Source organism: Variovorax sp. YR216, from assembly GCF_900107745.1.
Lineage (GTDB): Bacteria > Pseudomonadota > Gammaproteobacteria > Burkholderiales > Burkholderiaceae_C > Variovorax.
In genome coordinates this window covers 80,307-105,155 of record NZ_FNRO01000021.1, presented here as the reverse complement: position 1 = coordinate 105,155, position 24,849 = coordinate 80,307, and the positions used below count along the sequence as shown (strand labels likewise).

The following is a 24,849-nucleotide window of genomic DNA, read 5'->3' as shown; positions in this document are numbered from 1 at the left end:
CTATCTGAAGTGGATCAGAGCGCCTTGACGAGTTCCGGCACGGCCGTGAACAGATCGGCCACGAGGCCGTAGTCGGCCACCGAGAAGATCGGGGCCTCTTCGTCCTTGTTGATCGCGACGATGACCTTGGAGTCCTTCATGCCCGCCAGATGCTGGATCGCGCCGGAGATGCCGGCGGCGATGTACAGCTGCGGGGCGACGATCTTGCCGGTCTGGCCCACCTGCCAGTCGTTCGGGGCGTAGCCGGCGTCCACGGCGGCGCGGCTGGCACCCAGTGCAGCGCCGAGCTTGTCTGCCAGCGGTGCCATCACTTCGGTGAACTTCTCGGCGCTGCCAAGAGCCCGGCCACCGGAGACGATGATCTTGGCGGCCGTCAGTTCGGGACGCTCGCTCTTGGTGACTTCGCGCCCCACGAAGGCGCTCTTGCCGCTGTCGGCGACGCCTTCTGCGTTCTCGACGGCTGCGCTGCCGCCGGTGGCTGCTGCAGCATCAAAGCCGGTCGTACGCACGGTGATGACCTTGATCGCATCGCTGCTCTGCACGGTGGCAATGGCGTTACCCGCGTAGATCGGACGCTCGAAGGTGTCGGCGCTGTCGACCTTGGTGATGTCGCTGATCTGGGCCACGTCCAGCTTGGCAGCCACTCGGGGAGCGACGTTCTTGCCGTTGGCGGTGGCCGGGAACAGGATGTGGCTGTAGTTCTTCGCGATCGCGAGGACCTGCGCGGCGACGTTCTCGGCGAGGTTTTCGGCGAGGCTCGGGCTGTCGGCCACGATCACCTTGGCAACGCCAGCAACTTGGGCGGCCGCCTTGCCAGCTTCGGCGGCGTTCGCTCCGGCCACGAGGACGTGCACATCGCCGCTTTGGCAGGCGATCCCGGCGGTCACGGTGTTCAGGGTCGCCGGCTTGAGCGTGGCGTGGTCGTGTTCGGCAATAACAAGTACGGTCATGACAGTCTTCCTCAGATCACCTTGGCTTCGTTCTTCAGCTTGTCCACCAGCGTGGCGACGTCGGGCACCTTGATGCCGGCGCCGCGCTTGGGAGGCTCTGCGACCTTCAGCGTCTTCAGGCGCGGCTTCACGTCCACGCCGAGGTCTTCGGGCTTGACGGTGTCCAGTTGCTTCTTCTTGGCCTTCATGATGTTGGGCAGCGTCACGTAGCGCGGCTCGTTCAGGCGCAGGTCGCTGGTGATGACGGCGGGGAGCGAGAGGGAAATGGTCTCCAGGCCGCCGTCAACTTCGCGCGTCACGTTGACCTTGTCGCCGGCGACTTCGACCTTGGAGGCGAAGGTGGCTTGGGGCAGATCGGCCAAGGCGGCCAGCATCTGGCCGGTCTGGTTGTTGTCGTCGTCGATCGCCTGCTTGCCGAGGATGACGAGCGAAGGCTGTTCCTTGTCGACCAGGGCCTTGAGCAGCTTGGCAACGGCCAGCGGCTGGAGTTCTTCGGTGGTCTCGACGAGGATGCCGCGGTCGGCACCAATGGCCATGGCGGTGCGCAGCGTCTCCTGGCATTTCGCATCACCACACGACACGGCGATGATTTCGGTCGCCACGCCCTTTTCCTTCAGGCGCACCGCCTCTTCGACGGCAATCTCGTCGAAGGGGTTCATGCTCATCTTGACGTTGGCGAGTTCGATACCGGAGCCATCGGACTTCACCTGCGCCTTCACGTTCGCGTCGATCACGCGCTTGACTGCTACCAATACTTTCATCACTGTTCCTTTCATTCTTCAAAGTCGCTCGTGGCCATGCCTTCAAGGCTCACCGGGAAGCGACTCAATGTCATTTCACCCAGCGCAGTGGACTGCGTCTGCAACTTGCCTCGCGCCCGCTGCTGAGGGTGTTCGGCGAGGCGGGATGGCTCGACCACGTCGGACCAGGGCAGATCCGCTTGCATCAACCGTTCGCGCAGCTCTGTGGCTTCGAAGCCGGCGATCCGCTCGGCCACGCGCCCGTTGACCAGATCCGCCTTCGCCGTGCGTGCGGTGAAAGTTCCGGCATCCAGGTCGTCGATCTTCAGATCGAGCACTTGCACCAGCCGGTTCCAGAAATGGTCCTCCACGGCTGCAATTGCGAGATAGGCGCCATCCGCCGTCCGGAACACACCGTAGCCCGGGCGCAGCAAGGCCTCGTCCCGCTGGGCCCGAAGATCCGCCTGTCCCTTGGCAACGAACTGTCCGATCCGCGGATTCATCATGTGCGTGAGGCAGTCCGCGATGGAGACGTCGAGCCACTGCCCCCGACCGGTGCGATGCCTCTGCTCCAACGCCGCCAACGTGGCCGCGAGGCCGTAGAGCGAGCCGGACAGATCGGCCACCGGAATTCCGTAGCCATGCTCAGGCGCCTCGCCGGCACGGCCGGACAACGCCGTCACACCCGACGCGGCGAGGTAGTTGAGGTCGTGCCCCGCCAGCTTCGCGAGCGGCCCCGTCTGCCCATAACCGGTGATCGACACATAGATCACGCGCGGGTTGCGCGTTTGCACGGTGTCATAGTCCAGACCCAGCCGGGCCATTACGCCGGGGCGATAGCCTTCGAGCACGATGTCCGCCCTGGCAGCCAGCGCGAGCGCGTCTTTTCGTTGCGCCTCGTCCTTCAGATCCAGAAAGATGCTGCGCTTGCCACGGTTCATTGCCGCGAACACGCCCGGCACCAGGGTGCGTGCGTTGTCACCCTGCGGCGGCCTTTCGACCTTCAGCACCTCGGCCCCCATCTCGGCGAGGCACTGCGACAGGAACGGCCCCGGCAACAGCTCCGAGAAATCGACGACCTTCAGGCCCGCAAGCGGCGCGGCCGCACCGCTCATGGCAGCACGTTGCGCGGATCGTCGCGCAGCACGAGTTCCCACGCTTCGCGCGCCATGGGCGCCTGCTTCTCCTCGAGGATGTGCGCGAGCAGGCCGGCCGAACGCCCCACCAGTGCGAGACCGCGAGCGACCAGCGGATCGAGCCCCATGCCCGCGACGATCGAGGCGATCGCACCCACCGCATTGAGCGGCAGCTTCTTGCCCATCTCGTTCGTCAGCACGTCGCTGATCGCCTCCATCAGGCGCCAATGGATGCCGTAGTAGCCATTGGTGCGCGACAGCTCGCGCAAGGCCGGCACGCGCGGATCGCCATCCACATGAATCGGATGCCCGACGCCGTAGAGGGCGCGCCGCTCCTGCTTGTACTGGCGGATCACCGCGCGCGCGGTGTCGCGCACCGTCTCGTCGCTGGCGTCCGGGCCCAGTTCCCTGGCGGCATCGAGCAGCATTTGCGCGGCGTTCTGCATCGTGCCCAGGAACACGCTGCCCGCGCCCAGCAGGCCGGTGGCCACCGCGCCCTGCAGGGCCTCGGGTGCGCCGATGTAGGTCAGCCGCGCGGCGAGCGAGCTCGGCGTGATGCCGTGGTCCGCGGTGGTCACGAGCAAGGCGTTGACCATCACCTTCTCCTGCGGCGTCGGCAGCCGTGCAAGCGTGGTGTGGAAGATCATGTCGACGAAGTCGAACTTGCCGATGATCTCGGTGGACAGGTTGAGGCCGCGCACCATGATCGTGTCGGTGGTGGTGTAGCCAATCTCGGTCTTTACCATGGGAGAGTCTCCGTTCCTTGCTGGAGGGTGAGGACGGCGTCGAGCGCCGTCACGCCCTGGCCTTGCGGACGCACCGCCAGGGGATTGATTTCGAGTTCCTCGATGCGGTCCGCGTGGCGTGCCACGAGGTCGCTGAGCCTGACCAGCACCTCGACCAGCGCATCGACGTCGAAGGCGGCCTGACCGCGATGCCCGGCGAGCAGCTGGTAACAGCGCGTTTCCATCACCATCTCGCGCGCCGATTGCGGCGTGAGCGGAAGCAGGCGCCTGCTCACGTCCTTGAACAGCTCGATGCCGACGCCGCCCAAGCCGAACGTGCAGACATGCCCGAAGACCGGGTCGCGATGGATGCCCACGACGACTTCCGCGAAGGGCTTGGCAAGCATGGGCTCGACCAAGACGCCTTCGATCACCGACGGCTCGTGATGGGCCCCGACGCTCGCGCAGATGCCTTCGAACGCGGCCCGCGCCTCGGCCACCGAAGCGATGCCGAGGCGCACACCGCCGACATCCGTCTTGTGCGTGATGGCCGCGCTGACGACCTTCATCGCGACTTGTGCAGCGCCCAACGTCTCGAAGGCACGCGCAGCCTCGTGCGCCGACGATGCAACGATGCCTGCAGGCACAGGCACACCCGCACGCGCCACCACTGCCTTGCCTTCGGCCTCCGTCAGCGTGACGGTGGACGGCGCTTCCTTCTGCGTGGCCGACCCCAGCGGTTGCCAGTCCGCCCGCAACTTTGACAGCCACCGTCCATAGCCGATGTAGCGAGTCAGCGCCCGAGCCGCGCCGCGCAGCGAGCGCATCGGCATCAGGCCGCCTTCGATCAGGATGCGCTGCCCTGCCCCGCTGCGATCGCTCATCCATACCGGCACGATCGGCGTGGCCACTTCCCGTTGCACCTTCACCATCGACTGTGCGAGCAACTCGGTGGTGCGGCCGTACTCGACCGGGATGGGCACCACGACCAGATCGGTGTTCGGGTCCTCCGCCGTGGCCTTGAGCGTGACGTCGGTGAGTGCGGAGTCCACCAGCACCTCGGCGGTGACGTCCACCGGGTTGTCGAACGCGGCGTACGATGGCAACGCGGCGCCCAGCGCATCGAGCGTGTGCGGCGCGAACTTTGCCAGCTCGAGCTTCGCAATGCCCACATGGTCCGCAGCCAGCGCCAGCGTACCGCCCGAGAAGCTGTAGAGCGCGATCTTCTCGCGCCCCGTGGGTTTACCGCGCGCCAACATCGAAGCTGCGTCGATCATCTCGTCGATGTCGTCCACCTCGACGATGCCGAGCTCGCGGAACACCGCGCTGTTGATTTCAGCCGAGCCCGCGATGGCGGCGGTGTGCGATTGCGCGGCCTTCACGCCGTACTCCGACTTGCCGACCTTCAGCGCCACGATCGGCTTGCCGCGCCGGGCCGCATGCAATGCCGCCGCCATGAAGCGCGGGCCATTGCGCACACCTTCGAGCACGGTCACGATGACCTCGATGTCCGGCGCGTCGGCCATGTAGTGGATGTAGTCGCTGACCTCGAGATCCACCTCGTTGCCGCCGGAGCACCACAGGCCGGTGCCCACGCCGCGGTCCATGGCCTGCATGAAGGAGCGTCCGAGCCCCCCGCCCTGCGTGGCCACGCCGATGGGGCCGGGCTTTCGGTCGATGCGCCATGCGGGCGAGAAGCTCATCCCCAGGCCGCCGTTGATGTTGTTCAGCCCTGGGCAATTGGGGCCGTAGATGCGCATGCCCGTGCGCTGCACGATGTCGCGCATTTCCGCCTCGACGGCACGGCCGTCCGCGCCGGTTTCACCGAAGCCGGAGGTGAACACGATCGTGAAGCGCGTGCCGCGTTCGCCGCACTCACGCAGCGATTCGAGTACGCGGTCCGCGCGCACCGCGAGGATGGCCACATCAGGCGCAGCTTCCAGGTCGCGGATGGTCGGCACGCAGGCGCGCCCGCCGATCTCCTTGCGGCCCGGATTGACGAGGTCCAGTCGACCCTGGAACTGCGAGTACTTCGTCAGGTTCTCGAAGGTGCGAAACCCGATGCTGTCGGCCTTGTCCGATGCGCCGACCAGTGCGATCGACTGCGGATTGACCAGCCGCGCGAGGTCCGGAAAGACGATGGACGAGTTCATTGCGTGTCCGCCGGACTGCGGCGCTTGAGCAGGCAGGTCGCGCCAAGCTCGCAAGCCACTTCGCCACGCTGGTTGATCGCCTTGCGCACGAAGCGCACGATGCCGCGCCCGGGATTGCTAGTGGGGCGCTGCTCGACCACCTCGATGTCCACGCGGATCGTGTCGCCGATGTAGGTGGCCTTCGGGAACTTGACGGTGTTCTCCAGCACGCCAAAGAGCGCGCCTTCCATCAGCTGGTTCGGGATCGAACGCGAGGTGAGCCCCGCCATGAATGACGCGACGAGCATGCCGTGCGCGATGCGCTGGCCGTGCACCGATGCCTTCGCGTATTCGGCATCGACGTGCAGCCGGTTCATGTCGCCGGTCAGCGCCGCGAAGGCGACCACGTCGGCCTCGGTGATGGTGCGCGACGAGGTGCTGTAGCGGGTGCCAGTGGGAAGGTCTTCCCAGAAGATCGACAGTTGCGCGGCGGTGTCGACGACGGAGCTTGTCTCTGTGGTGGTGGTCATGGTGTCGTGCCTTGTGGGTCAGGTCAGCGCCGAGATGCCCAGGATCTCGCGGCCGATGATGAGGGTCTGGATTTCTGTGGTGCCTTCGGGGATGAGCCCGCCGCGGGTGTCGCGGAAGATGCGCTCGATAGGGCATTCGGTGGCATAGCCCATGCCGCCGTGCACCTGCAGCGCGAGGTTCGCGACCTCGTGCGCGGCTTCGGTGGCATAGAGCTTGGCGATCGAGCAGTCCAGCCGCGACGGCTGTCCGCTCTGCATCGCGCGGGCGGCGCGATAGCCAAGCGCGCGTGCAGCCTGTGTCTTCATCGCCATGTCGACGATGTGCTTCTGCACGAGCTGGAAGGAGCCGATCGGACGGCCGAACTGCTTGCGGTCCAGCGCGTAGCGCACCGACAGGTCCAGCGCAGACTGCGCCGCACCCACCGCACCCATTGCAACGTTCAGGCGTCCGAAGTTCAGGCCGATGAGGATCTGGCGCAGTCCCTGCCCTTCGGTGCCGATCAGATTGGCGGCCGGGATCTCGGCGTTCTCGAAGGTGAATGCTGCGGTGCCAGTGCTGCGCACGAACATGGTCTCGACCGGCCGCACGTCGAAGGGCGTGTGTTCCTTCTCCACCAGGAACAGCGACAGCTCGCCATTGCAGGTGTCGCTGAAGGTGCGCGCGACCACGATGCCGAAGTCGGCGAAGAGCCCACCGGTGATCCACAATTTGCTGCCGTTCAGCACATAGCGGTCGCCGCGCTTGTCGGCGCGCGTCTTGATCTCGGCCACGTTCGAGCCCACGTCGGGCTCGGAGATCGAGACGAAGGTGCGCCGCTCGTTCTGCAGCAGCGGGCGCATGAAGCGCTCTTTCTGCGCTTCGGTGCCGTAGGCGCCGATGATGCCGGCCACGATGTTGAGCGTGTTCACCATCACCCGGAGCGACAGCCAGCAGTAGCCGGTCTCTTCCATCATCACCGCCCAAGTCGGGAAGTCGATGCCGAGGCCGCCGTCCGCTTCGGGCAAGGTACCGCCCAGGTAGCCGAAGTCGCGCAGGCCGGTCAGCACTTCGTAAGGGAACTTCTTGTCCGCTTCGGCCTTGGCGATCAGCGGCGTGACCTTCTCCCTGAGGTAGCGGCGGATGTTGTCGCGCAGCAGGACCTGGTCCGCTGTCAGACCATCGATGTCCACGGAATCAACCATAGCGGCCTCCAGTGACGAAGAGCGTGGTGCCGGTGATGTAGCGGGCATGCTCGGACGCCATGAACGCCACCGCGCCGGCGATGTCACTGGTCTGGCCAGGGAACGTCACCTGGTTCTTGGCCATGACGTTGGCCTTGATGGTGTCGTAGTTGGGCAGGCTCTTGATGTACTCGGTCTCGATGTACCCGGGGGCAATGGCATTGACGGTGATGCCGTTTTTCGCCTGCTCGAAAGAGAGCGCACGCGTGAAGCCGACGAGGCCGGCCTTCGCACTCGAATAGTTCGCCTGCCCCGGGTTGCCGAACAGCGCGCGCGAGGTGATGTTGACGATGCGGCCCCACTTGCGCTCCTGCATGTGCGGAATCGCCGCGCGGCAGCAGTGGAAGGCACCCTTGAGCGTCACGTCGAGCACGAGGTCCCAGTCGGCTTCGTCCATCTTGAGCAGCGTCCGGTCCTTGACGAGGCCAGCGTTGTTCACCAGCACGTCGATGCGCCCGAACGCTTCGCGTCCGGCTTCGACCATGGCGCGCACCTGCGCTTCGCTGCGCACATCGCACGCCGTGGCGATCGCACGGCCGCCCTGGGCCACGATGCCCTGCACCGTCTCCTGCGCCGCGTCGCGGTCGAGGTCGGTGATGACCACGGCCATGCCTTCCTGCGCCAGCATGCGCGCGGTTTCCGCGCCGATGCCGCGCGCGGAGCCGGTGACGATCGCGACGCGATCCTTCAATCCAAGATCCATTTCAGTCTCTCCTGTTTCAAGTGGTGGTGGTTTCGTTGTCAGCCAGCAGGGCGCTACGCGCATCGCACAGCGCCCGCAGGTAGATCTCGTGGTTGCGGTCCATGCGCTCGCTGGGGCCCGCCAGTGAAAGTGCGACCGGCTGGTCGTTGAGCCAGCCGGACACGGCCAATGCGCGCACGCCTTCGATGCCCTCTCCGCGCGTTTCGTACCAGCCGGCTTCTCGGCCGCGAGCCAGTTGGTCGGCGAGCGTGTCGAGGCGGATCACGGTGTCGGACGTCACTGCGCGCAGGCGCAGTTGTTCGAGCTCCACCGTCAGCGCGTCGGACGGCAGCGCACCCAGCAGCGCCTTGCCGAGCGCCGAGGCATTGAGCGCCACGCGCTCGCCCACATCGAGGATGTAGCGCAGCGGCAGGCGGCTCGGCTGGGCCGCGGCGATCTTGGCGGCGTGGCGATCGAGGACGCCGAAGAACGCGCTTTCGTTGGTGCGTTCGGCGAGCAGGTCCACCGCCTCGCGCGCCAGCGTGATGAACGAATCGTTCTCCGTGATCTGGCGGGCCACTTCGTGCAGCCGTGCGCTCGGATAGAAGCGGCGCGACCTCGGCGTGCGCGTGAGGTAGCCCAGCGTGTGCATGGTGTGCAGCAGATCCGAGCAACTGCTTTCCGCCACAGAAAGAAGCCGTGCCAGTTCGGAGTTGGACAGCTCGCGCTGTTCGCGTGCAAACACCTCGAACACGGCCAGCGTGCGGCTGACGGCGGGGATCAGGCTGGGCATGGTGGACTCAAAAAAAAGTTCATCTGATACGACATTGCGTATTACTATACGCCATCTCGGATTCATGTCGAGCACTTTTTTTGGCGCACATGGGTCCTTTCGTCGCAAGCAACCGTCTGGAGACACCCATGAAATTGCGTTTTCCCCCTCTGAGAACTAGACGCACCCGGCGTCGGGCCCTGGCCTTCTGCGCCGGGCTCGCGCTCGCCGCACACCTTCCCGGCGCCTTGGCGCAAGCCGCCTATCCGACCAAGGCCATCACCCTGGTGGTGCCGGGGCCGGCAGGCGGCATCACCGACCAGCTCGGCCGGCTGGTCGCCGTCAAGATGGGTGACCGGCTGGGCCGACCCATCGTGGTGGAGAACCGTGCCGGCGCGGGCGGCAACCTCGCGGCCGAATCCGTGGCGCGCTCCACGCCCGACGGCTACACGCTGCTGATGGGCACCCAGGGCACGCAGGCCACCAACCAGTACCTCTACAAGTCGCTGAGCTTCGATCCGGACCGGGACTTCGTGCCGGTGCATGCGCTGATCTCGATCCCGAACATCCTCGTGGTCAACGCCAACCGCCCCTACCGCTCGGTGAAGGAGCTGGTGGACTACGCGCACGCGCATCCCGGCAAGCTCACGGTGGCTTCGGCCGGCAATGGAACGGGCACGCACCTCTCGGCGGAGCTGTTCCAGGCCGTGGCCGGCGTGAAGTTCGTGCACGTGCCCTACCGCGGCAGCGCGCCGGCCATCAATGACCTGCTCGGCGGACAGGTGGACATGAGCTTCGACTACCCCATCACCACGCTGGGCCACATCGAGGCCGGCAAGCTGCGTCCGCTGGCGGTGCTCGGCCCGACGCGGCTGCCTTCGCTGCCACAGATTCCGACGATCGCGGAGGCGGGCTACCCGACAGCCGAATCGACCTCGTGGATCGGCCTGTTCTTCCCGGCCAAGACACCGGCGGCGCCGATCGAGCGCTGGAAGAGCGAGCTGGATCAGGTGCTGCGCGATCCGGCCGTCGTCGAAGCGCTGGCCCGAATGGGCGGAACGCCGCTCATGCTCTCGGGCCCGAAGTTCGGCAGCTTCATCCAGGGCGAGCGAAGCAAGTGGAAGGACATCATCCAGCGCTCCGGCGCCACGGTAGATTGAGATGGACAAGCGCAACGACAGCCCCGGCGCACTGGCCGGACTGCGCGTGATCGACCTCACGCAGATGCTCGCGGGCCCGATCTGCACGCAGGTGCTGGCGGACCAGGGCGCGCAGGTGATCAAGGTCGAATCGCTCGCTGGCGACGGCATCCGCAGCTCCGGCCCCTTCCGGCCCGACGACGCGCTGCGCGCCTTCGGCGGCTACTTCCAGAGCGTGAACCGCAACAAGTCCTCCATCGCTCTCGATCTCAAGCAGCCGCAGGGGCGCGAACTGCTGATTCGGCTCGTCAAGGAAGCCGATGTGGTGGTGGAGAACTTCCGCGCCGGCGTGATGGAGCGGCTGGGCCTGGGCTACGAGCAACTGCGCGAGTCCAACCCGCGCCTGGTGTACGCCACCATCCGCGGCTTCGGCGATCCGCGCAGCGGCGAAAGCCCCTACGCCGACTGGCCGGCCTACGACGTGGTCGCCCAGGCCATGGGCGGGATCATGAGCATCACCGGCACCGCCGGCGGCGACCCGACCAAGATCGGCCCCGGCATCGGCGACATCGTGCCGGGCCTGATGCTCGGCATCGGCATCCTCGCGGCGGTGCACCATGCCCAACGCACCGGGCGTGGGCAGTTCGTGGATGTGTCGATGGTCGACAGCGTGCTCGCACTGTGCGAGCGCATCGTCTACCAGCAGTCGTATGAGGAACGCACGCCCGGGCCGGAAGGCAACCGGCATCCGCTCTTGTGCCCCTTCGGTCTCTTTCCAGCGCGCGACGGCTGGGTTTCCGTCGCCTGCCCGGACGAGAAACTGTGGGCCAAGCTGGCGCGCATCATCGGCCGGCCCGAGATGGCTGAAGACCCGCGCTATGCGACCAATCCGGCGCGCGTGCAGCACGCGGCCGACGTGATCGCCGCGGTCGAGGACTTCACGCGCCGCCACAGCAAGGCCGAGCTGGCGCAGCAACTGGGCGGCGTCACGCCCTTCGGCCCGGTCTACACGGCGCGCGACATCTTTGCCGACCCCCACTTCGCCAGGCGCGAGATGCTGGTCGAAGTGGAACACCCCGGCTGCAGCACGCCGGTGCGCATCGCGGGTGTCCCAATCAAGCTCAGCGAGACCCCGGGCGGCGTGCGCCGTCGCGCGCCGCTGCTGGGCGAGCACACCGACGACGTGCTCCAGGGCCTCGGCCTTGAACCCGAAGAAATCGCGCGGCTTCGCGCGCAACGCGTGGTCGCCTAGCGCGACAGCACGCTCCACATCACAGGAAACAAGGAAATGCAGGCACTGACCGAAGAGCGCAAGCTCATTCAGGAGGCCGCGCGCGAGTTCACCATGAAGCGCGTGCTGCCGCTGGCCAACAAGCTCGACCCGGAAAAGGGTTCGATCCCGCGCGAGTTGATCGACGAGATGGCCGAGCTGGGCTACTTCTCGATCCTCATTCCGGAGGAATACGGCGGCATGGGCCTCGGCGCCTTCGAGTACTGCCTCGTCGCCGAACAGTTGTCGCGCGGATGGATGAGCGTGGCGAGCCTCATCGCGCGCGGCAACGGGCTCATCGGTGCGCTGAAGTCGCTCACCCCCCAGCAGAAGGCGATCTACCTGCCCCGCATGGCGCGCGGCGAGTATCTGGGCGCGTTCTCGCTCTCGGAGCCCAACGCCGGCTCCGACGTCGCCAACATCACCTGCCGCGCAGTGCGCAATGGCGACCACTGGGAGATCACCGGCAGCAAGTACTGGTGCACCTTCGCCGACCAGGCGGACTTCATCCTCGTGTTCGCGCGCACCGATCCCAAGGTCGACCCGAAAGCACGGCATCGCGGCATCTCCGCCTTCATGGTGCAGAAGCCGCGCGGCGACCTGCCCGAGGGCTGCCAGGGCAGCGTGATCCCGAAGATCGGCTACCACGGCTGGACGACCTGGGAACTGGCCTTCGACAAGTGCCGTGTGCCCGCCGCCAACATGGTGGGCGAGGAAGGGCGCGGCTTCTACCTCGCCACCGCCGGCCTCGAAACCGCGCGTGCGCACACGGCTGCGCGCTCCATCGGCCTCGCGCAAGGTGCGCTCGAAGATGCGCTCGCCTACGCCAGGGACCGCAACCAGTTCGGCAAGGCCATCGGCGACTTCCAGGCGATCCGCTTCAAGCTGGCCGACATGGCCACGCAGATCGAGGCATCGCGCAGCCTGATGTACGCGGTGTGCCAGAAGATCGACGAAGGCGAGCGCTGCGACACCGAGGCGGCGATGGTCAAGCTCTTCGCCAGCGAGATGAGCGAGCACGTGACCAGCGAGGGACTGCAGATCCACGGGGGCGCCGGCTACACCACGCACTTCGCGGCCGAGCGTTACTGGCGCGACGCGCGACTGACCAAGATCTTCGAGGGCACCTCGGAGATCCAGAAGCGGATCATCTCCGACGCGCTGCTCGGGAAGGCCGCGGCATGAGCAAGCAGCGCAATGGCAACTTCTTCGAGGACTTCCGCCTCGGCCAGCGCTTCGTGCATGCCACGCCGCGCACACTTACTGCTGCGGACCAGAGCCTCTACATCGCGCTGACCGGCAGCCGCGCCTGCCTGCACAGCGCGGACACCACCGCGAAGGCCTTGGGCTTCGAGCGCCGTCCGCTCGAAGACCTGCTGGTCTTCAACACCGCCTTCGGCAAGACCGTGCCCGACATCTCGCTCAACGCGGTGGCGAACCTGGGCTATGCGCAACTGCGCTTCGTCGAGCCGGTGTTCGATGGCGATACGCTGAGCGTGGAAAGCGAAATCATCGGTCTGAAGGAGAACTCCAACCGGCGCACCGGCGTGGTCTACGTGCGTTCGACCGCACGCAACCAGCATGGCCGCGAAGTGCTGGGCTGGGTGCGCTGGGTGATGGTGCACAAACGCGATGCCTCGGCGGCCTGCGGCGAGGCGGTGCTGCCGGCATTGGCGTCGCAGGTCGGGCCCGACGAACTCGCGATCGGCGCGTTCGTCGATCGGGCGGCCGAGGTTCCCTTGTTCACCGGCTGCAACGACCTGTGGGAAGACTACGCGGTCGGCGAGCGCATCGACCACCCGGCCGCGATGACCATCAACGACAGCGACCACAGCCTGGCCACGCGCCTCTACCAGAACACCGCCAAGGCCCACTTCGACGCCGCGATGATGGCGCGTGGCCCCATGCAGCGGCGCCTGGTGTACGGCGGCCACATCATCTCCATCTGCAAGGCGCTGGCCTACGACGGCTTCGAGAACTTGCTGTCGATCCTTGCCATCAACGGCGGCAGCCATGTGTCGCCCACCTTTGCGGGCGACACCATCTCCTGCGCGACGCAGGTGATCGAGCGCTACGACTTCGGCAATGCACCCGTGGGCGGACTGCGCCTTCGCATGGTCGGCGCCAAGAACGTGGAATCGGCCGCGCAGATCCGCTTCACCGAACCCGGCGAGCCACACGATGCACACACCGTGCTCGACCTGGACTTCACCGTCGCCATTCCCAAGACCTCCAAGAAACACACCGCACGAGGACACGCATGACCCATCCTGTTCACCCCAGCCAGGCGCTCTTCTCCGGAGAGAAGGCCTTCCCCGTGCTCGCTGCCTGCGAGCACTTCGCAGGCAGCGAGAAGCTGATCCTCAAGGCACTGGCCTTGCAGGAAGAATTCGGCCCCATCTTCGACATCACCTGCGATTGCGAAGACGGCGCCCGCGCGGGCGAGGAAGAGGCCCATGCACGCATGGTCGCGCAGCGCATCAACGCACCCGAGAACCGCCACGGCCGGCTCGGCGTTCGCATCCACGACCCTTCGCATCCGGCATGGCGGCAGGATGTGGAGATCGTGGTCGGCATCGCAGCCGCGCGCCTGGCCTACGTCACCATTCCCAAGGCTACGACTGCATCGCAGGTAGCCGAGGTGATCGCCTTCGTTCAACGCATCGCGCGCAACGCGGGCCGCACGACGCCCGTTCCGATCCACGCGCTGATCGAGACCCACGGCGCGCTGCGTGAGGTGCATGCGATCGCCGCGCTGCCCCATCTCGAAGTGCTCGACTTCGGCCTGATGGACTTCGTGAGCGGCCACCATGGCGCGATCCCCGCATCGGCGATGCGCAGCCCTGGCCAGTTCGAGCACCGCCTGCTCGCGCGCGCCAAGGCCGAAGTCACTGCCGCGGCACTGGCCCATGGCGTGGTCCCGGCGCACAACGTCTGCCTGAACCTCAAGGACGCGGAGGTGATTGGCAGCGACGCGCGACGCGCCCGCGAGGAGTTCGGCTACCAGCGCATGTGGAGCATCTACCCCGCGCAGATCCAGCCGATCGTGGAGGCGATGCAGCCCGACTTCCGCGAGGTGGTCGACGGCGCGGCGATCCTTCTCGCGGCGCAGGCGGCAGATTGGGGTCCGATCCAGTACCAGGGCGAACTTCACGACCGCGCCACTTACCGCTACTTCTGGGGCGTGCTGCAGAAGGCCAGGGCGACCGGCATGGCGATTCCCGAAGCGGCGCGCCTCGCCTTCTTCGAGGGGCAGTGACGATGCGCGCCGGCCGGCCCTTCGCCGAAATTGAGACACTACGCGTTTCGTTCGGAGAATCCTGATGCCTTCCCTGGTCGCCGGCGCGACGCGCACCCTTGCCGTATTCGAGGTCTTCGCCCGCGAGAAGCGTCCCCTGTCCAACTCGGACATGGCGCGCCTGCTCGACCTGACCGCCAGCAGCAGCCTGGACCTGCTCCATACGCTGCATGCGGTCGGCTATCTCATGCGCACGCCGCGCACCTTGCGCTACTACCCGACCGCGCGGCTGTGGGAGACCGCCCAGCAGATCAGCGAGAACGATCCGTTGTCATCGGTCGCCCGCGAAGCGGTGGAACAGCTCGCGGAGAAGACCGGCGAAAGCGCCTTCTTCGGCGTGCTCGACAACGACGCGGCGAAGGTGGTAGCGGCGCAGGCCAGCCGGCAACCGCTGCGCTACGTGGTCGAGGTTGGCGACCGGGTGAGCCTGCACGCCTCGGCACTCGGCAAGGCACTTCTAGGCCTGCAGTCCGATGAGGAACTTGCCGCGACGATCGGGAAGATGACGTTCAAGCCGGTCACCGCGCGCACCATCACCGACCCGAAGCGCTTCCGCAACGCCGTGACCAAGGGCCGCGAGCAGGGATGGACCGATGCGCAAGGCGAAGGCACCGAGGGCGTCGACGGCCTCGCTGTCGCAGGCTGGATCGGCGAACTGCCCGTCGGCCTCGCGCTCGCGGGCCCGACCGAACGCATGGAACGCAGCCGGGACAACTATCTCAAGGCGCTGAAGGATGTGGCTGCAGCGCTTCTCGGCGGGTAGGTTCGCCCACCCTGTCCCAGTCGTAGGCCAGCGGCTGCTTGCGGATGAAGCGCTGCACCGCGTCGGTATGGTAGGGAAGCGACATCGCAACCGCCTGCTGGTGCGCCTCGATCTCGGCCATGGTGCGGTAGTCGTTCTCGAAGCTGCGGTTCAGCGAGTTCTTGATCATTCCCAACGCGTCGCGCGGGCCGCTCGCCAATCGCGCCGCCAGCCGGTGCGCCTCTTCGAGCAGTTGCTGCGGCTCGTGCACGGCATAGGCGATGCCGAGTGCTGCGGCCTCGTGTGCATCGACGCGACGTGCCGTCATCATGAGTTCCTTCGCCTTGGCCAGTCCGACAAGCCGGGGCAAGGTGTGGAACGCGCCGAAGTCGGGCACCATGCCCATCCGCGCGAACACCATGCAGAAGCTGGCGCGCGTGGAGGTCAGCACGAAGTCAGCCATGAGCGCGAGCGACGCACCGGCGCCGAAGGCGGGGCCGTCCACCGCGGCAATCACCGGGACATCGAGCGAACGCAGGCGGTCCAGCCAGCGATGCTGGTCCGCCGCAATGCGGCTGCGGGCCTGCGCGGCGAGCCCCGCATCCTCCGATCCGGACGCGTGCATGTGGGCCATGCCCTTCACGTCGCCGCCCGCGCAGAAGCTGCCGCCCGAGCCGGTGATGACGAGCGCCCGGATCGACCGGTCGTTCTCGACGCGCGCCAGCAGGTCCTGGTAGTCCTCCCGCATCGCCATGCTCAGCGCGTTGCGCGCCTCGGGCCGCTGGTGCGAGAACTCGGCCACGCCGTCACTGCCGATGCGAAGCCGTGCTTCGCGCAATTCGAGGGTAGTGTCGGTTGTCATGCGTCCCGTCTCCGTGATGCACCTTGGTGGGAGAGCCTGTACCAGCAGACACCGCGGACATCGGTGCGCAAGACCACCTCGCCGTTCCGGACGAGGTAGCCGAGGTATGCCAACGCCTCGCCCGTGGCGAGCCGCTGCACGAATACGTTGTCGAAGTCCTTGCGCCCGAACAGGGTCCCGAAGGCATCGACCGCGCGCATGTCCGTCTGCGAGAGCGCGTCGCGCAACTGGTCGAGGGCCCGGTGGCGCTTGCGGGCCAATTGCTCCAGCCGCGCATGCAGGCCGCGGAACGGATCGTTGTGCGCGGGAAGCACCAGCACATCGTCGGGAATGCAGCGCCCGATCTTCCCGATGGACGCCAGCCAGTCCTGCATGGGATTCGCATCGGGCCCCGAAGGCCACACCGAGACATTGGATGAGATGAGCGGCAGGACCTGGTCCCCCGAGATGAACAGGCCGCGCTCCGCGCAGTACAGGCAGGCGTGTTCCGGCGAATGCCCGTTGCCGACCAGCACCTGCCAGTCGTCGCGGCCGATGCGGATGCGCTCGCCGTCCCCGATGTGCCGGCAGCGCGCAGGCAGAGGCGACATGTTCATGCCCATGGGGCGCAGTGCACGAAGCGCCTCGTCGTCCCAGCCGGCGCGCGCATAGAAGGCCAGATCCGGCCCCGGCATCGGGCGGCCGCTCCTCTGCTGAAGCTGCCGGGCCTGGTGGTACTCGCTGCGGGTCATCCACAGTCCGCAATCGAACGCCTCGCACAGCCAGCCGGCCATGCCGACATGGTCGGCGTGCAGGTGGGTGCCGATCACGCGCGTCACCGGGCGGCCACCCAGCGGCCCATCGACGGCAAGGAGCTGGCGCCAGACTTCGATGGCGCGCTCGTTCCACATGCCGGTGTCGACCACCGTCCAGCCTTCGCCATCGCGCAGCGCCCACGCGTTGATGAACTGCCCGTTGGGCAGCGGCACGCGTTGCCACAGCACGCCCGGCGCCACCTCCCTCGCTTCGCCCGGCGCGGGTGCCTCGCCGCACGGGAAGCGAAGGGTGCCGGCGCGCGATACCGCGCGCTCCTGCATGCAAGCCTCGCTCATGTCGCTGCCCGATCCGGCCAGTAGGGTTCGCGCAGGTCGCGCTTGAGGATCTTGCCGGCGCTCGACAGCGGCAGCGCGTCGCGAAACTCCACGCTCTTGGGGCACTTGTAGCTGGCGATCAGTTCACGGCAGTGCGACCGCACAGCCTCCTCGTCGACTTCGGCGCCGGGCCTGCTCACCACAATCGCATGCACCGCCTCGCCCCACCTCTCGTGCGGAACGCCGATCACGGCGCACATCGCGACCGCCGGGTGCTGGGCGATGGCGTTCTCCACCTCGGCCGAATAGACGTTCTCGCCCCCGCTCACGATCATGTCCTTGATGCGGTCGACGATGTACAGGTTGCCGTCGGCATCCATGTAGCCGCCGTCGCCCGTGTAGAGCCAACCGTCGCGCAGCGCCTTCGCGGTCTCCTCGGGCTTGTTCCAGTAACCGAGCATGATGTTGGGCCCGCGCGCGGTGATCTCGCCCACCACGCCGCGCGGCACTTCGCGGCCCTGCGGGTCCACGATCCGCACCAGCACCGCGAAGGCGGGCTGGCCCACCGAACGCGACAAGCCGCTCTTGCGCGCGGCCTCGCCGTGGTTGGCCGGTCCGCTCGCGGAGATCACCGGGCACGCTTCCGTCAATCCGTAGGCATGCGAAAGCTCCACGTGCGGGAGCTTCCGCACCGCCTGCTCGACCATCACGCTGGCGCTCGGCGAAGCCCCGTAGCCCAGGCGCTTGAAGCTGCCGAGGTCGTATTCGTCGAACGCCGGGTGATTCAGCACCGCCTGGATCATCGTGGGCACCATCACGGTGTCGGTGATGCGCTCGCGCTCGATGATCCGGAGCACCTCCAGCGGATCGAAACCCGGCAGCACCGCCTGGCATTCACCCGCGAGGGATTGCATCACCACGCGCCCCAGCCCGGCGATGTGGAAGAGCGGCACCACATGCAAGGTGGTGCTGCCGCGCAGGATGGGCGTTTCCGCCAGGCGCTGGATCGCGGCCGACCACAGGTTGAGGTGCGACTGCATGACACCCTTGGGATGCCCCGTGGTGCCGCCCGTGTACATGATGCAGGCCAGGTCGTTGCCGCCGCGGCCGGCGTCCTCTGCGAATGCGGCCTTGTCGACCAGCGCCTCGTAGCAGAGCATGCCCTCGGGCGCCGGGCCATCGCCCGCGTAGATGAGCAGCGGCGCATGCCGAGCCCTCGCCCGGATCTTCGGCGCCATCGCGGCGAAGGCGTCATCGACGATCAGCACGCGCGTGTCGCAGTCGTCGAGCGAATAGACGATCTCGGGAACGCTCCAGCGGATGTTCACCGGATTGAGCACGCCGCCGGCCCACCACACGCCCATGATGCATTCGAGGAAGCGGTCCGAGTTCAGCGACAGGAGGCCGACGCGATCGTTCTCCTGCACGCCCAGTGCGCGCAGCGCGCCGGCCAGCCGGCCGACGCGCTCGCCGTATTCCCTGAAGCTGTGCCGGCGCTGGCCGCAGATGGTCGCGGTCTTCTCCGGCGTCAATTGCATCGAGCGCTGGAGGCTGAGCGTGAGGTACATGGTCCGGAGGTCTCCTGCTTCGTGGTCAAGCGCCGATGCACGCCAGCCGCGCAGCCTGCGCGTCGACGTCGCCGAAGAGCTGGTCCAGCACATGGATGCGGCGTAGGCAGTGGCCCACGGCGTACTCCTCCGTCATGCCGATGCCGCCGTGCGACTGGATGGCCGCATGGCCGAGCAGTCGGGCCTGCCGGCCGATCACCAGCTTGGCGCGCATCAGCTCGATCGAGGCCTCGAGCGTGCCGGCACGATCGGCGGCGACGGCCGCCGCCATCGCCATGCTGCGCGCGACTTCCAGGCTCACGCTCATCTCGGCGACACGATGGCGAAGCGCCTGGTATTCGCCGATCAGCCGGCCAAACTGCTTGCGCGTGTTCACGTAGCCGGTCGTGAGTTCGAGGGCGGACTCCATCGCCCCGACCATGCCCGCACATGCGGCCGCGGTGCCTGCATCCAGCGCCGCGCGGATCGCCGCGAGCTGAAGCGCGCCGTCGCCCACATCGCCCAACGGCTCGGCCGTTGCGCCTCGCAGCGTCAGTTCCGCGGCAGGCGTGTCGTCGATGAGGCGGAAGTGTCGCAACGTCACACCGGCGGCCTTCGGATCGACCAGGAAGAGCGCAAGGCCCTCTGCCGCATCGCCCTGCCCCGCGACGCGCGCGCTCACCACCAGCCGGCCTGCCGCGTTCGCGTGCAGCACCAGCGGCTTGCTGCCATCGAGCCGCCAGCCTTCGCCGTTGCGCGCGGCACGTGTTTCCACCCACATCGGGTTGTGGCGCTCGCCACTTTCCTCGTGGGCCCAGGCGAGCCGAAGCTCGCCGCTTGCCAGGGCAGGCAGCAACGCGTCCTTCTGTGCATTGCTGCCAGTTGCCAGCACGGCCGTGGCACCGAGCACGCACGACGCCATGAAGGGCTCCAGCGCCAGCGCACGGCCCAATGCCTGCAACACCGGCAGACGGTCGGCGACCGCGCCACCCAGGCCGCCGTACGACTCCGGAATGCCGAGCGCGAGCACGCCCAGTTCCGCGAGCTGCCGCCAGACTTCCGGGCTCCAGCCTTCCGCCGACGCGGCGATCTCGCGCCGCTGCTCGAAACCGTACCGGTCGCCGAGCAGCCGCGACAGGCTCTCCGACAGGAGTTGTTGTTCTTCGCTGAATTGAAAGTTCATGAGAGTCAGCCCAGGAGGGTCTTGGCCAGGATGTCCTTCTGCACTTCGCTCGATCCGCCATAGATCGAGGTCGCGCGATGGAAGAAGTAGCGCGACACGGTGGCCGCATCCGCGTGCTGCGCGGCCTCGCCGTCGCTGGCGCGTCGCTCCAGCCCCGAAGGGCCGGACACGCGCGCGAGCAGCGCGGTGATCTCCTGGATCAGCTCCGAGCCCTTGAGCTTGAGCACCGACGCGAATCCCGGCTGCGTGCGGTCGATGTCGGGATCGAGCAGGAAGCGCCATGCGGTGAGTTCGAGCGCCCGCACCTCCGCGCCGAGCACCGCGAGCTCGGCGGCGAACTTCGGTTCGTCGACGAGGCGCTGGCCGCCCGACTTCTGGCGACCGGCGAGTTCGCGCGCATAGTCCAGCCGCTCCCAGCACTGACCCACGCTGGCAACAGACACCCGCTCACTCACCAGCAGGTACTTGGCGCAGTCCCAGCCACGGCCCTCCTCGCCCACCAAGTTGCCGACCGGCACCTTCACATCGTCGAGGAAGACCTCGTTGAGATGGTGCTGCCCGTCGATGGACACGATGGGGCGCACCGTGATGCCCGGGCTCTTCATGTCGATCAGCAGGAAGGAGATGCCGTCCTGCTTGCGCGCCGCCTGCTCGGTGCGCACCAGCGCGAACATCCAGTCCGCGACATGCGCGTTGGTGGTCCAGATCTTCTGGCCGTTGACGAGGTAGTGATCGCCCTGGCGCTCGGCGCGCGTGCGCAGCGATGCAAGATCGGAGCCCGAGCCCGGCTCCGAGAAGCCCTGGCAGAACCAGAGGTCCAGGTTCGTGAGCTTCGGAAGGAAGAAGCGCTTCTGCTCTTCCGTGCCATAGCGCAGCAGCACCGTGCCCAGCATGTTGATGTTGAAGCCGATCGGCTGCGGCGCCGGCGCACGGTAGAGCTCGTCGATGAGGATCAGCCGCCGCGCGACATCCAGGCCGGCGCCGCCGTATTCCCTGGGCCAGTGCGGCGCGGCCCAGCCGCGGGTGTTGAGCAGCCGCTGCCAGGTCACCGAATCCTGCTTGCGCGGGGCGTGGCCGCGGCGCAGGCGCTCGCGGATCTCGTCCGGCAGGTTGTCGCGGATGAAGGCGCGCACCTCTTCACGGAAGGCCACCTGGATAGGGTCGAATTCGAGATTCATCGCCGCACGCCTTACATCGGGTCCCACGCGAACACGTCGCGCGACAGATCCAGCGGCGACATCGATGGCCTGAAGGCCGGGATCGCGCGCTCGATGCAGTCCTGCACCGTCCAGCCTTCGGCGTTGTGCATCGTGCGGATGGGACGCGGCTGCGAGAACAGGAAGATCTCGTTGTTGCGCACGCCGAAGATCTGGCCCGTCACTTCCTTCGCGGGATCGCTCAGCAGCGCAAGGGTGAAGGGCGCGATTTTGTCGGCCTCCATGGTCATCAGCGTCTTCATGCGTGCGGCCTTCTCAGGCGTGTCGGTGGGGATGCTGCCGACCATGCGCGTGAACGCGAAGGGCGCGATGCAGTTGGAACGCACGCCGAATTTCTGCATGTCCACCGCGATGGACTTCGACAGCCCCACGATGCCCATCTTGGCCGCCGCGTAGTTGGCTTGGCCCAGGTTGCCGACCAGCCCCGAGGTGGAGGTCATGTGCACGAAGGCGCCGCCCTGCTGTTCCTTGAAGTGGGGCGCCACCGCGCGCGCCACGTTCCAGCTGCCCTTGAGGTGCACGCGGATCACCGCATCGAACTCGTCTTCAGTCATCTTGTGGAAGAGCGCATCACGCAGGTTGCCCGCGTTGTTGACCACGCCGTCGACACGCCCGTAGAGTTCCAGCGCCTGCTGCACGATACGGTTGGCGCCGCTCCAGTCGGCCACGCTCTCGGTGTTGGCGCTGGCCACTCCGCCCTCGGCCTGGATCAGCTCGACGGTTTCCTGGGCGGGGCCGGCGCTGGCCTCGCTGCCGTCGACCTTCACGCCGAGGTCGTTCACCACGACCTTCGCGCCCTGGCGCGCCGCCTCGCGCGCGATGCCGCGCCCCACTCCGGCTCCCGCGCCGGTCACGATGATCACTTTTCCTTCAAGCAGCTTCATGTCTCTCTTCCTTCAAGTATTTGGTTCCTGGCACGCTCAATGCAGGCCCAGCAGGCTCACCGCGGCCACGCCCTGGTAGGGCACGCCGCCCAGGTTGTGCGTCAGGCCGAGGCTGGGGTTGGACAGCTGCCGCTCGCCGGCCCGCCCTTGCAGCTGGTTGTAGATTTCGTAGGCCATGCGCAGGCCCGAGGCGCCGATCGGGTGGCCGAAGCACTTGAGGCCGCCATCGACCTGGCAAGGCACTCCGCCGCCCTCGCGGTCGTAGAAGCCGTCCAGCACGTCATGCACCGCAGTGCCCGGCTCGGAGATGTAGAGGTCCTCCATCGTCACCAGCTCGGTGATCGAGAAGCAGTCGTGCACCTCCATCAGCGAGACCTGCTTGCGCGGGTTGCTCACGCCGGCTTCGGCGTACGCGCGGCTCGCGGCAGTGCGGGTGTTGCGCACATGGCTTCCGTCCCAGGTGTTGGTGCTCGACTCGATGCCCGAGCTCACGCTGAGCTGGATCGCCTTGATGGTCACCATGTCCTTGCGGCCCAATGCGCGCGCGATGTCGGGCGTGGTCACGATGGCGCAGGCCGCGCCGTCGCTGACGCCGCAGCAGTCGAACAGCCCGAGCGGGTCCGCGATCATCGGCGCGCCGAGGATCTGTTCCATGCTCACCGCCTTGCGAAGGTGCGCCTTCGGGCTGAGCACGCCGTTCTGGTGGCTCTTCCACGACACGCGTGCGATCGCGCGCTTGAGCTCCGCCTTGGAGATGCCGTAGCGAGTGCGATAGCCGTCGGCCAGCTGCGCGAAGCCGGCGGGCGCGGAGCCCAGCGGCATCCAGAGGTCGTTGAAGGTGCCCTTGTAGGTGGGCGGCAGGCCGCCGTAGCCGGTGTCCTTGAGCTTCTCCGCACCGATCGCGAGCGCGATGTCGGCCGCCCCCGAAGCAACCGCGTAGGCCGCGCCGCGCAGCGCCTCGGTGCCGGTGGCGCACATGTTCTCCAGCCGGCTCACCGGAATACCGTCCAGCCGCAGCGCGAGCGAGGCCGGGATGGCCGAGTTGCCGATGTTGATCTGGTCGAGGCAGGAGCCAAACCAGGCGGCGTCGATCTGCCTGCGCTCGATGCCGGCGTCCTGCAGCGCCTCGTTGAAGGCTTCCGCCATCAACTCGTGCGTGCCCACGTCGAAGCGCTCGCCGAAGCGCGAGCAGCCCATGCCGATGATCGCGACCTTGTCCTTGATGCCTGTTGCCATGTTTCGAGTCGCTCCTCAAGCCGCCACGGGCGTGGCTTTCCAGAAATAGCGGGCGTAGCCGCGCGCGGCGTCCACGTCCTTGATGCGATAGGTCATGCGAAGCGGCATGCCCACGTCGAGCCCGGCCTCGCCGACATCGACGATCTCCATGAGCACCCGCGCGCCGTTCTCGAACTGCACGAAGCCCACACGCAGCGGCGGCGACGGGTGGTAGGAGAGCCAGTCCGCGGTGCAGGTCAGCACCTTGGCCGGCACGTCGCTCAGGGGCACCGGTTCGCTCTCGGTGGCGGGCGCGCCGCAGCCTTGGCCCACGCAATAGGCCATGCGCGGGAACTGCACGGTGCCGCAACGGCTGCACTTGCAGCCGACCATCGCGCCGAGCTGGTCCGCCGAGCGGTACTGCTCGCTCAGCGCGGTCTTCACCGGCTTCTCGGAGCGCATGCCCCACTCCAGCTCGATGCCCTTGTCGTAGGAGAGCATGCGCAGGTAGTCGGCATGCTCCTGTGCGTCGGCCAGCGCCGCAGGCACGCCGCGCAAGGGCCGATGGTGTTCGATGGCCTCGGTGGCGCGCAGCACGAGCACGTCGCAGCCTTGGCCGAATCCAACCAGCACGATCACCTCGCCCGCCTTGCAGCGCTCGAGCGCGTCAGCCAGCATCAGGCACGGGTGCGCGGCGCCGGCATAGCCGCACTGCTCGTCGACCGCATTCCCGAGCGCCTCCGCCGCGATACCGCAACGCTTGGCGACCATGGCGCTGCTGCCCTTCAGCGGCGACGCGAAGATGAAGTGGCTGACGTTCGCCGCTTCGAGGTTCGCGGACTTCAGCGCCGCGCCCACCGCGTCCGGCACGATCTTGGCGTAGCCCTCGTCGCGGATCCAGCGCTCTTCCCAGTAGTAGTCGTGCTTAGAATCGTTCGAGCGGAAGTGGTCGACGAACATGTTCCACACGCTGTGCGCGCCGATCAGCTCGGCGATCACGCCTTCGCTTCCCAGGGTGAAGGCAGCGGCACCAGCGCCGTAGCCCAGTTCCTGCGCGCTGGCCGGCTTGGCGGACGGATGGTCGCTGGCGATGAAGAGTGCCTGGCTGTCGGCGGCGCGCAGCTGCGTCAGCAGGCCGCTCACGCCCGCGCGCTGCGACTGGCCGATGTCGGCGGTACGGAGGTCGGCGGGCAGCGCGAGCGCACCGGCCACGATGCTCGCGCCCTGCAGGTCGGCGAAAGCGGGCCGCGTGGTGGCGATCGTCAGCGACTGGATCGAGGCGCGGGACTGATTGGCCAGCGCACTGCGCGCGGCCTCCACCGCCATGGTGATGCTGTCTTCATCCCAGCTGCAGAAGGCGCGGTTTCCCTTCGCGCCGGCAGCCAGGCCGGGTGACATCCAGCGATGCGCGGCCGCGATCGCGTCGCGTCGCATGCGCAGCCGTGGCACGTAGGCGCCGTAGCCGGTGATTCCGTAGGTCGTTGTTTCTTTCACGATGGTCTTCGATGTGCGATGAATGCGGGATGGGAGCCGG

General features: G+C 67.3%; 23 protein-coding genes. 6 read left to right on the top strand and 17 right to left on the bottom strand.

Annotated elements, in window-relative coordinates; translation table 11 throughout:
- Window positions 1-14 precede the first annotated feature (14 nt).
- Genes BLW05_RS31225 through BLW05_RS31185 form a run of 9 tightly spaced genes read right to left on the bottom strand, consistent with a single transcriptional unit; the run spans window position 15 to window position 8,909 of the window.
- Window positions 15-950: an electron transfer flavoprotein subunit alpha/FixB family protein gene (locus tag BLW05_RS31225; protein ID WP_093168008.1), complete on the bottom strand. Its 936-nt coding sequence runs from the start codon at window positions 948-950 to the stop codon at window positions 15-17.
- An 11-nt stretch (window positions 951-961) separates the two neighbouring features.
- Window positions 962-1,711: an electron transfer flavoprotein subunit beta/FixA family protein gene (locus BLW05_RS31220; RefSeq protein ID WP_093168005.1), complete on the bottom strand. Its 750-nt coding sequence runs from the start codon at window positions 1,709-1,711 to the stop codon at window positions 962-964.
- An 11-nt stretch (window positions 1,712-1,722) separates the two neighbouring features.
- Window positions 1,723-2,805: a CaiB/BaiF CoA transferase family protein gene (locus BLW05_RS31215; RefSeq protein ID WP_093168003.1), complete on the bottom strand. Its 1,083-nt coding sequence runs from the start codon at window positions 2,803-2,805 to the stop codon at window positions 1,723-1,725.
- A complete protein-coding gene (locus tag BLW05_RS31210; RefSeq protein WP_093168001.1) occupies window positions 2,802-3,572 on the bottom strand; it encodes a citryl-CoA lyase in 771 nt (256 codons plus the stop codon). The genes BLW05_RS31215 and BLW05_RS31210 overlap by 4 nt, the downstream gene beginning before the upstream one ends.
- Window positions 3,566-5,704, bottom strand: coding sequence for an acetate--CoA ligase family protein (locus tag BLW05_RS31205; protein ID WP_093167999.1), 2,139 nt, complete (start codon window positions 5,702-5,704; stop codon window positions 3,566-3,568). The genes BLW05_RS31210 and BLW05_RS31205 overlap by 7 nt, the downstream gene beginning before the upstream one ends.
- Window positions 5,701-6,213: a MaoC family dehydratase gene (locus BLW05_RS31200; protein ID WP_093167997.1), complete on the bottom strand. Its 513-nt coding sequence runs from the start codon at window positions 6,211-6,213 to the stop codon at window positions 5,701-5,703. Before BLW05_RS31200 ends, BLW05_RS31205 begins: the two co-directional genes overlap by 4 nt.
- An 18-nt stretch (window positions 6,214-6,231) precedes the next feature.
- Window positions 6,232-7,395: an acyl-CoA dehydrogenase family protein gene (locus BLW05_RS31195; protein WP_093167994.1), complete on the bottom strand. Its 1,164-nt coding sequence runs from the start codon at window positions 7,393-7,395 to the stop codon at window positions 6,232-6,234.
- Entirely contained in the window at window positions 7,388-8,137 is a 750-nt protein-coding gene (locus BLW05_RS31190; protein ID WP_093167992.1) for an SDR family NAD(P)-dependent oxidoreductase, read from the bottom strand. The genes BLW05_RS31195 and BLW05_RS31190 overlap by 8 nt, the downstream gene beginning before the upstream one ends.
- Window positions 8,138-8,153: 16 nt before the next feature.
- A complete protein-coding gene (locus BLW05_RS31185) occupies window positions 8,154-8,909 on the bottom strand; it encodes an IclR family transcriptional regulator (protein WP_093167990.1) in 756 nt (251 codons plus the stop codon).
- A gap of 128 nt (window positions 8,910-9,037) precedes the next feature.
- Between BLW05_RS31185 and BLW05_RS31180 the strand changes: the two genes are divergently transcribed.
- From BLW05_RS31180 to BLW05_RS31155, 6 genes are all read left to right on the top strand, one after another.
- Window positions 9,038-10,048, top strand: a complete 1,011-nt coding sequence (locus tag BLW05_RS31180) for a Bug family tripartite tricarboxylate transporter substrate binding protein (RefSeq protein WP_093167987.1) — start codon at window positions 9,038-9,040, stop codon at window positions 10,046-10,048.
- A 1-nt stretch (window position 10,049) separates the two neighbouring features.
- Window positions 10,050-11,279 (top strand): CaiB/BaiF CoA transferase family protein, encoded by a 1,230-nt coding sequence (locus tag BLW05_RS31175; RefSeq protein ID WP_093167984.1) that lies wholly within the window; start codon window positions 10,050-10,052, stop codon window positions 11,277-11,279.
- 36 nt (window positions 11,280-11,315) lie between these two features.
- Window positions 11,316-12,482: an acyl-CoA dehydrogenase family protein gene (locus BLW05_RS31170; RefSeq protein ID WP_093167982.1), complete on the top strand. Its 1,167-nt coding sequence runs from the start codon at window positions 11,316-11,318 to the stop codon at window positions 12,480-12,482.
- On the top strand, window positions 12,479-13,561 hold the full coding sequence (locus BLW05_RS31165; protein ID WP_093167980.1) for a MaoC family dehydratase: 1,083 nt from the start codon (window positions 12,479-12,481) through the stop codon (window positions 13,559-13,561). Before BLW05_RS31170 ends, BLW05_RS31165 begins: the two co-directional genes overlap by 4 nt.
- The gene (locus BLW05_RS31160) at window positions 13,558-14,556 is read left to right on the top strand and encodes an HpcH/HpaI aldolase/citrate lyase family protein (protein ID WP_093167978.1); all 999 of its coding nucleotides are present in this window, start codon (window positions 13,558-13,560) and stop codon (window positions 14,554-14,556) included. The genes BLW05_RS31165 and BLW05_RS31160 overlap by 4 nt, the downstream gene beginning before the upstream one ends.
- A gap of 64 nt (window positions 14,557-14,620) precedes the next feature.
- Complete coding sequence (locus BLW05_RS31155) at window positions 14,621-15,358, top strand: IclR family transcriptional regulator (RefSeq protein ID WP_093167976.1); 738 nt, start codon at window positions 14,621-14,623, stop codon at window positions 15,356-15,358.
- On the opposite strand, the gene BLW05_RS31150 is transcribed toward BLW05_RS31155, so the two are convergent.
- From BLW05_RS31150 to BLW05_RS31115, 8 genes are read right to left on the bottom strand one after another with little or no spacing between them, the layout of a single operon-like run.
- The gene (locus tag BLW05_RS31150) at window positions 15,315-16,199 is read right to left on the bottom strand and encodes an enoyl-CoA hydratase/isomerase family protein (RefSeq protein WP_093167974.1); all 885 of its coding nucleotides are present in this window, start codon (window positions 16,197-16,199) and stop codon (window positions 15,315-15,317) included. The genes BLW05_RS31155 and BLW05_RS31150 overlap by 44 nt on opposite strands.
- A complete protein-coding gene (locus BLW05_RS31145) occupies window positions 16,196-17,290 on the bottom strand; it encodes an MBL fold metallo-hydrolase (RefSeq protein ID WP_218135252.1) in 1,095 nt (364 codons plus the stop codon). The genes BLW05_RS31150 and BLW05_RS31145 overlap by 4 nt, the downstream gene beginning before the upstream one ends.
- Window positions 17,287-18,837 (bottom strand): acyl-CoA synthetase, encoded by a 1,551-nt coding sequence (locus BLW05_RS31140; protein ID WP_093167970.1) that lies wholly within the window; start codon window positions 18,835-18,837, stop codon window positions 17,287-17,289. The genes BLW05_RS31145 and BLW05_RS31140 overlap by 4 nt, the downstream gene beginning before the upstream one ends.
- A gap of 25 nt (window positions 18,838-18,862) precedes the next feature.
- Window positions 18,863-19,999 carry an acyl-CoA dehydrogenase family protein gene (locus BLW05_RS31135; RefSeq protein WP_093167968.1) on the bottom strand — a complete coding sequence of 379 codons (1,137 nt, stop codon included), beginning with the start codon at window positions 19,997-19,999 and terminating at the stop codon, window positions 18,863-18,865.
- A 5-nt stretch (window positions 20,000-20,004) separates the two neighbouring features.
- Window positions 20,005-21,177 (bottom strand): acyl-CoA dehydrogenase family protein, encoded by a 1,173-nt coding sequence (locus BLW05_RS31130; RefSeq protein WP_093167965.1) that lies wholly within the window; start codon window positions 21,175-21,177, stop codon window positions 20,005-20,007.
- 11 nt (window positions 21,178-21,188) lie between these two features.
- A complete protein-coding gene (locus tag BLW05_RS31125; protein ID WP_093167963.1) occupies window positions 21,189-22,100 on the bottom strand; it encodes an SDR family NAD(P)-dependent oxidoreductase in 912 nt (303 codons plus the stop codon).
- Window positions 22,101-22,136: 36 nt separating this feature from the next.
- Window positions 22,137-23,336 (bottom strand): acetyl-CoA acetyltransferase, encoded by a 1,200-nt coding sequence (locus BLW05_RS31120; RefSeq protein WP_093167961.1) that lies wholly within the window; start codon window positions 23,334-23,336, stop codon window positions 22,137-22,139.
- 15 nt (window positions 23,337-23,351) lie between these two features.
- Entirely contained in the window at window positions 23,352-24,809 is a 1,458-nt protein-coding gene (locus BLW05_RS31115; RefSeq protein ID WP_256330574.1) for a 3-oxoacyl-[acyl-carrier-protein] synthase III C-terminal domain-containing protein, read from the bottom strand.
- Window positions 24,810-24,849: the final 40 nt, after the last annotated feature.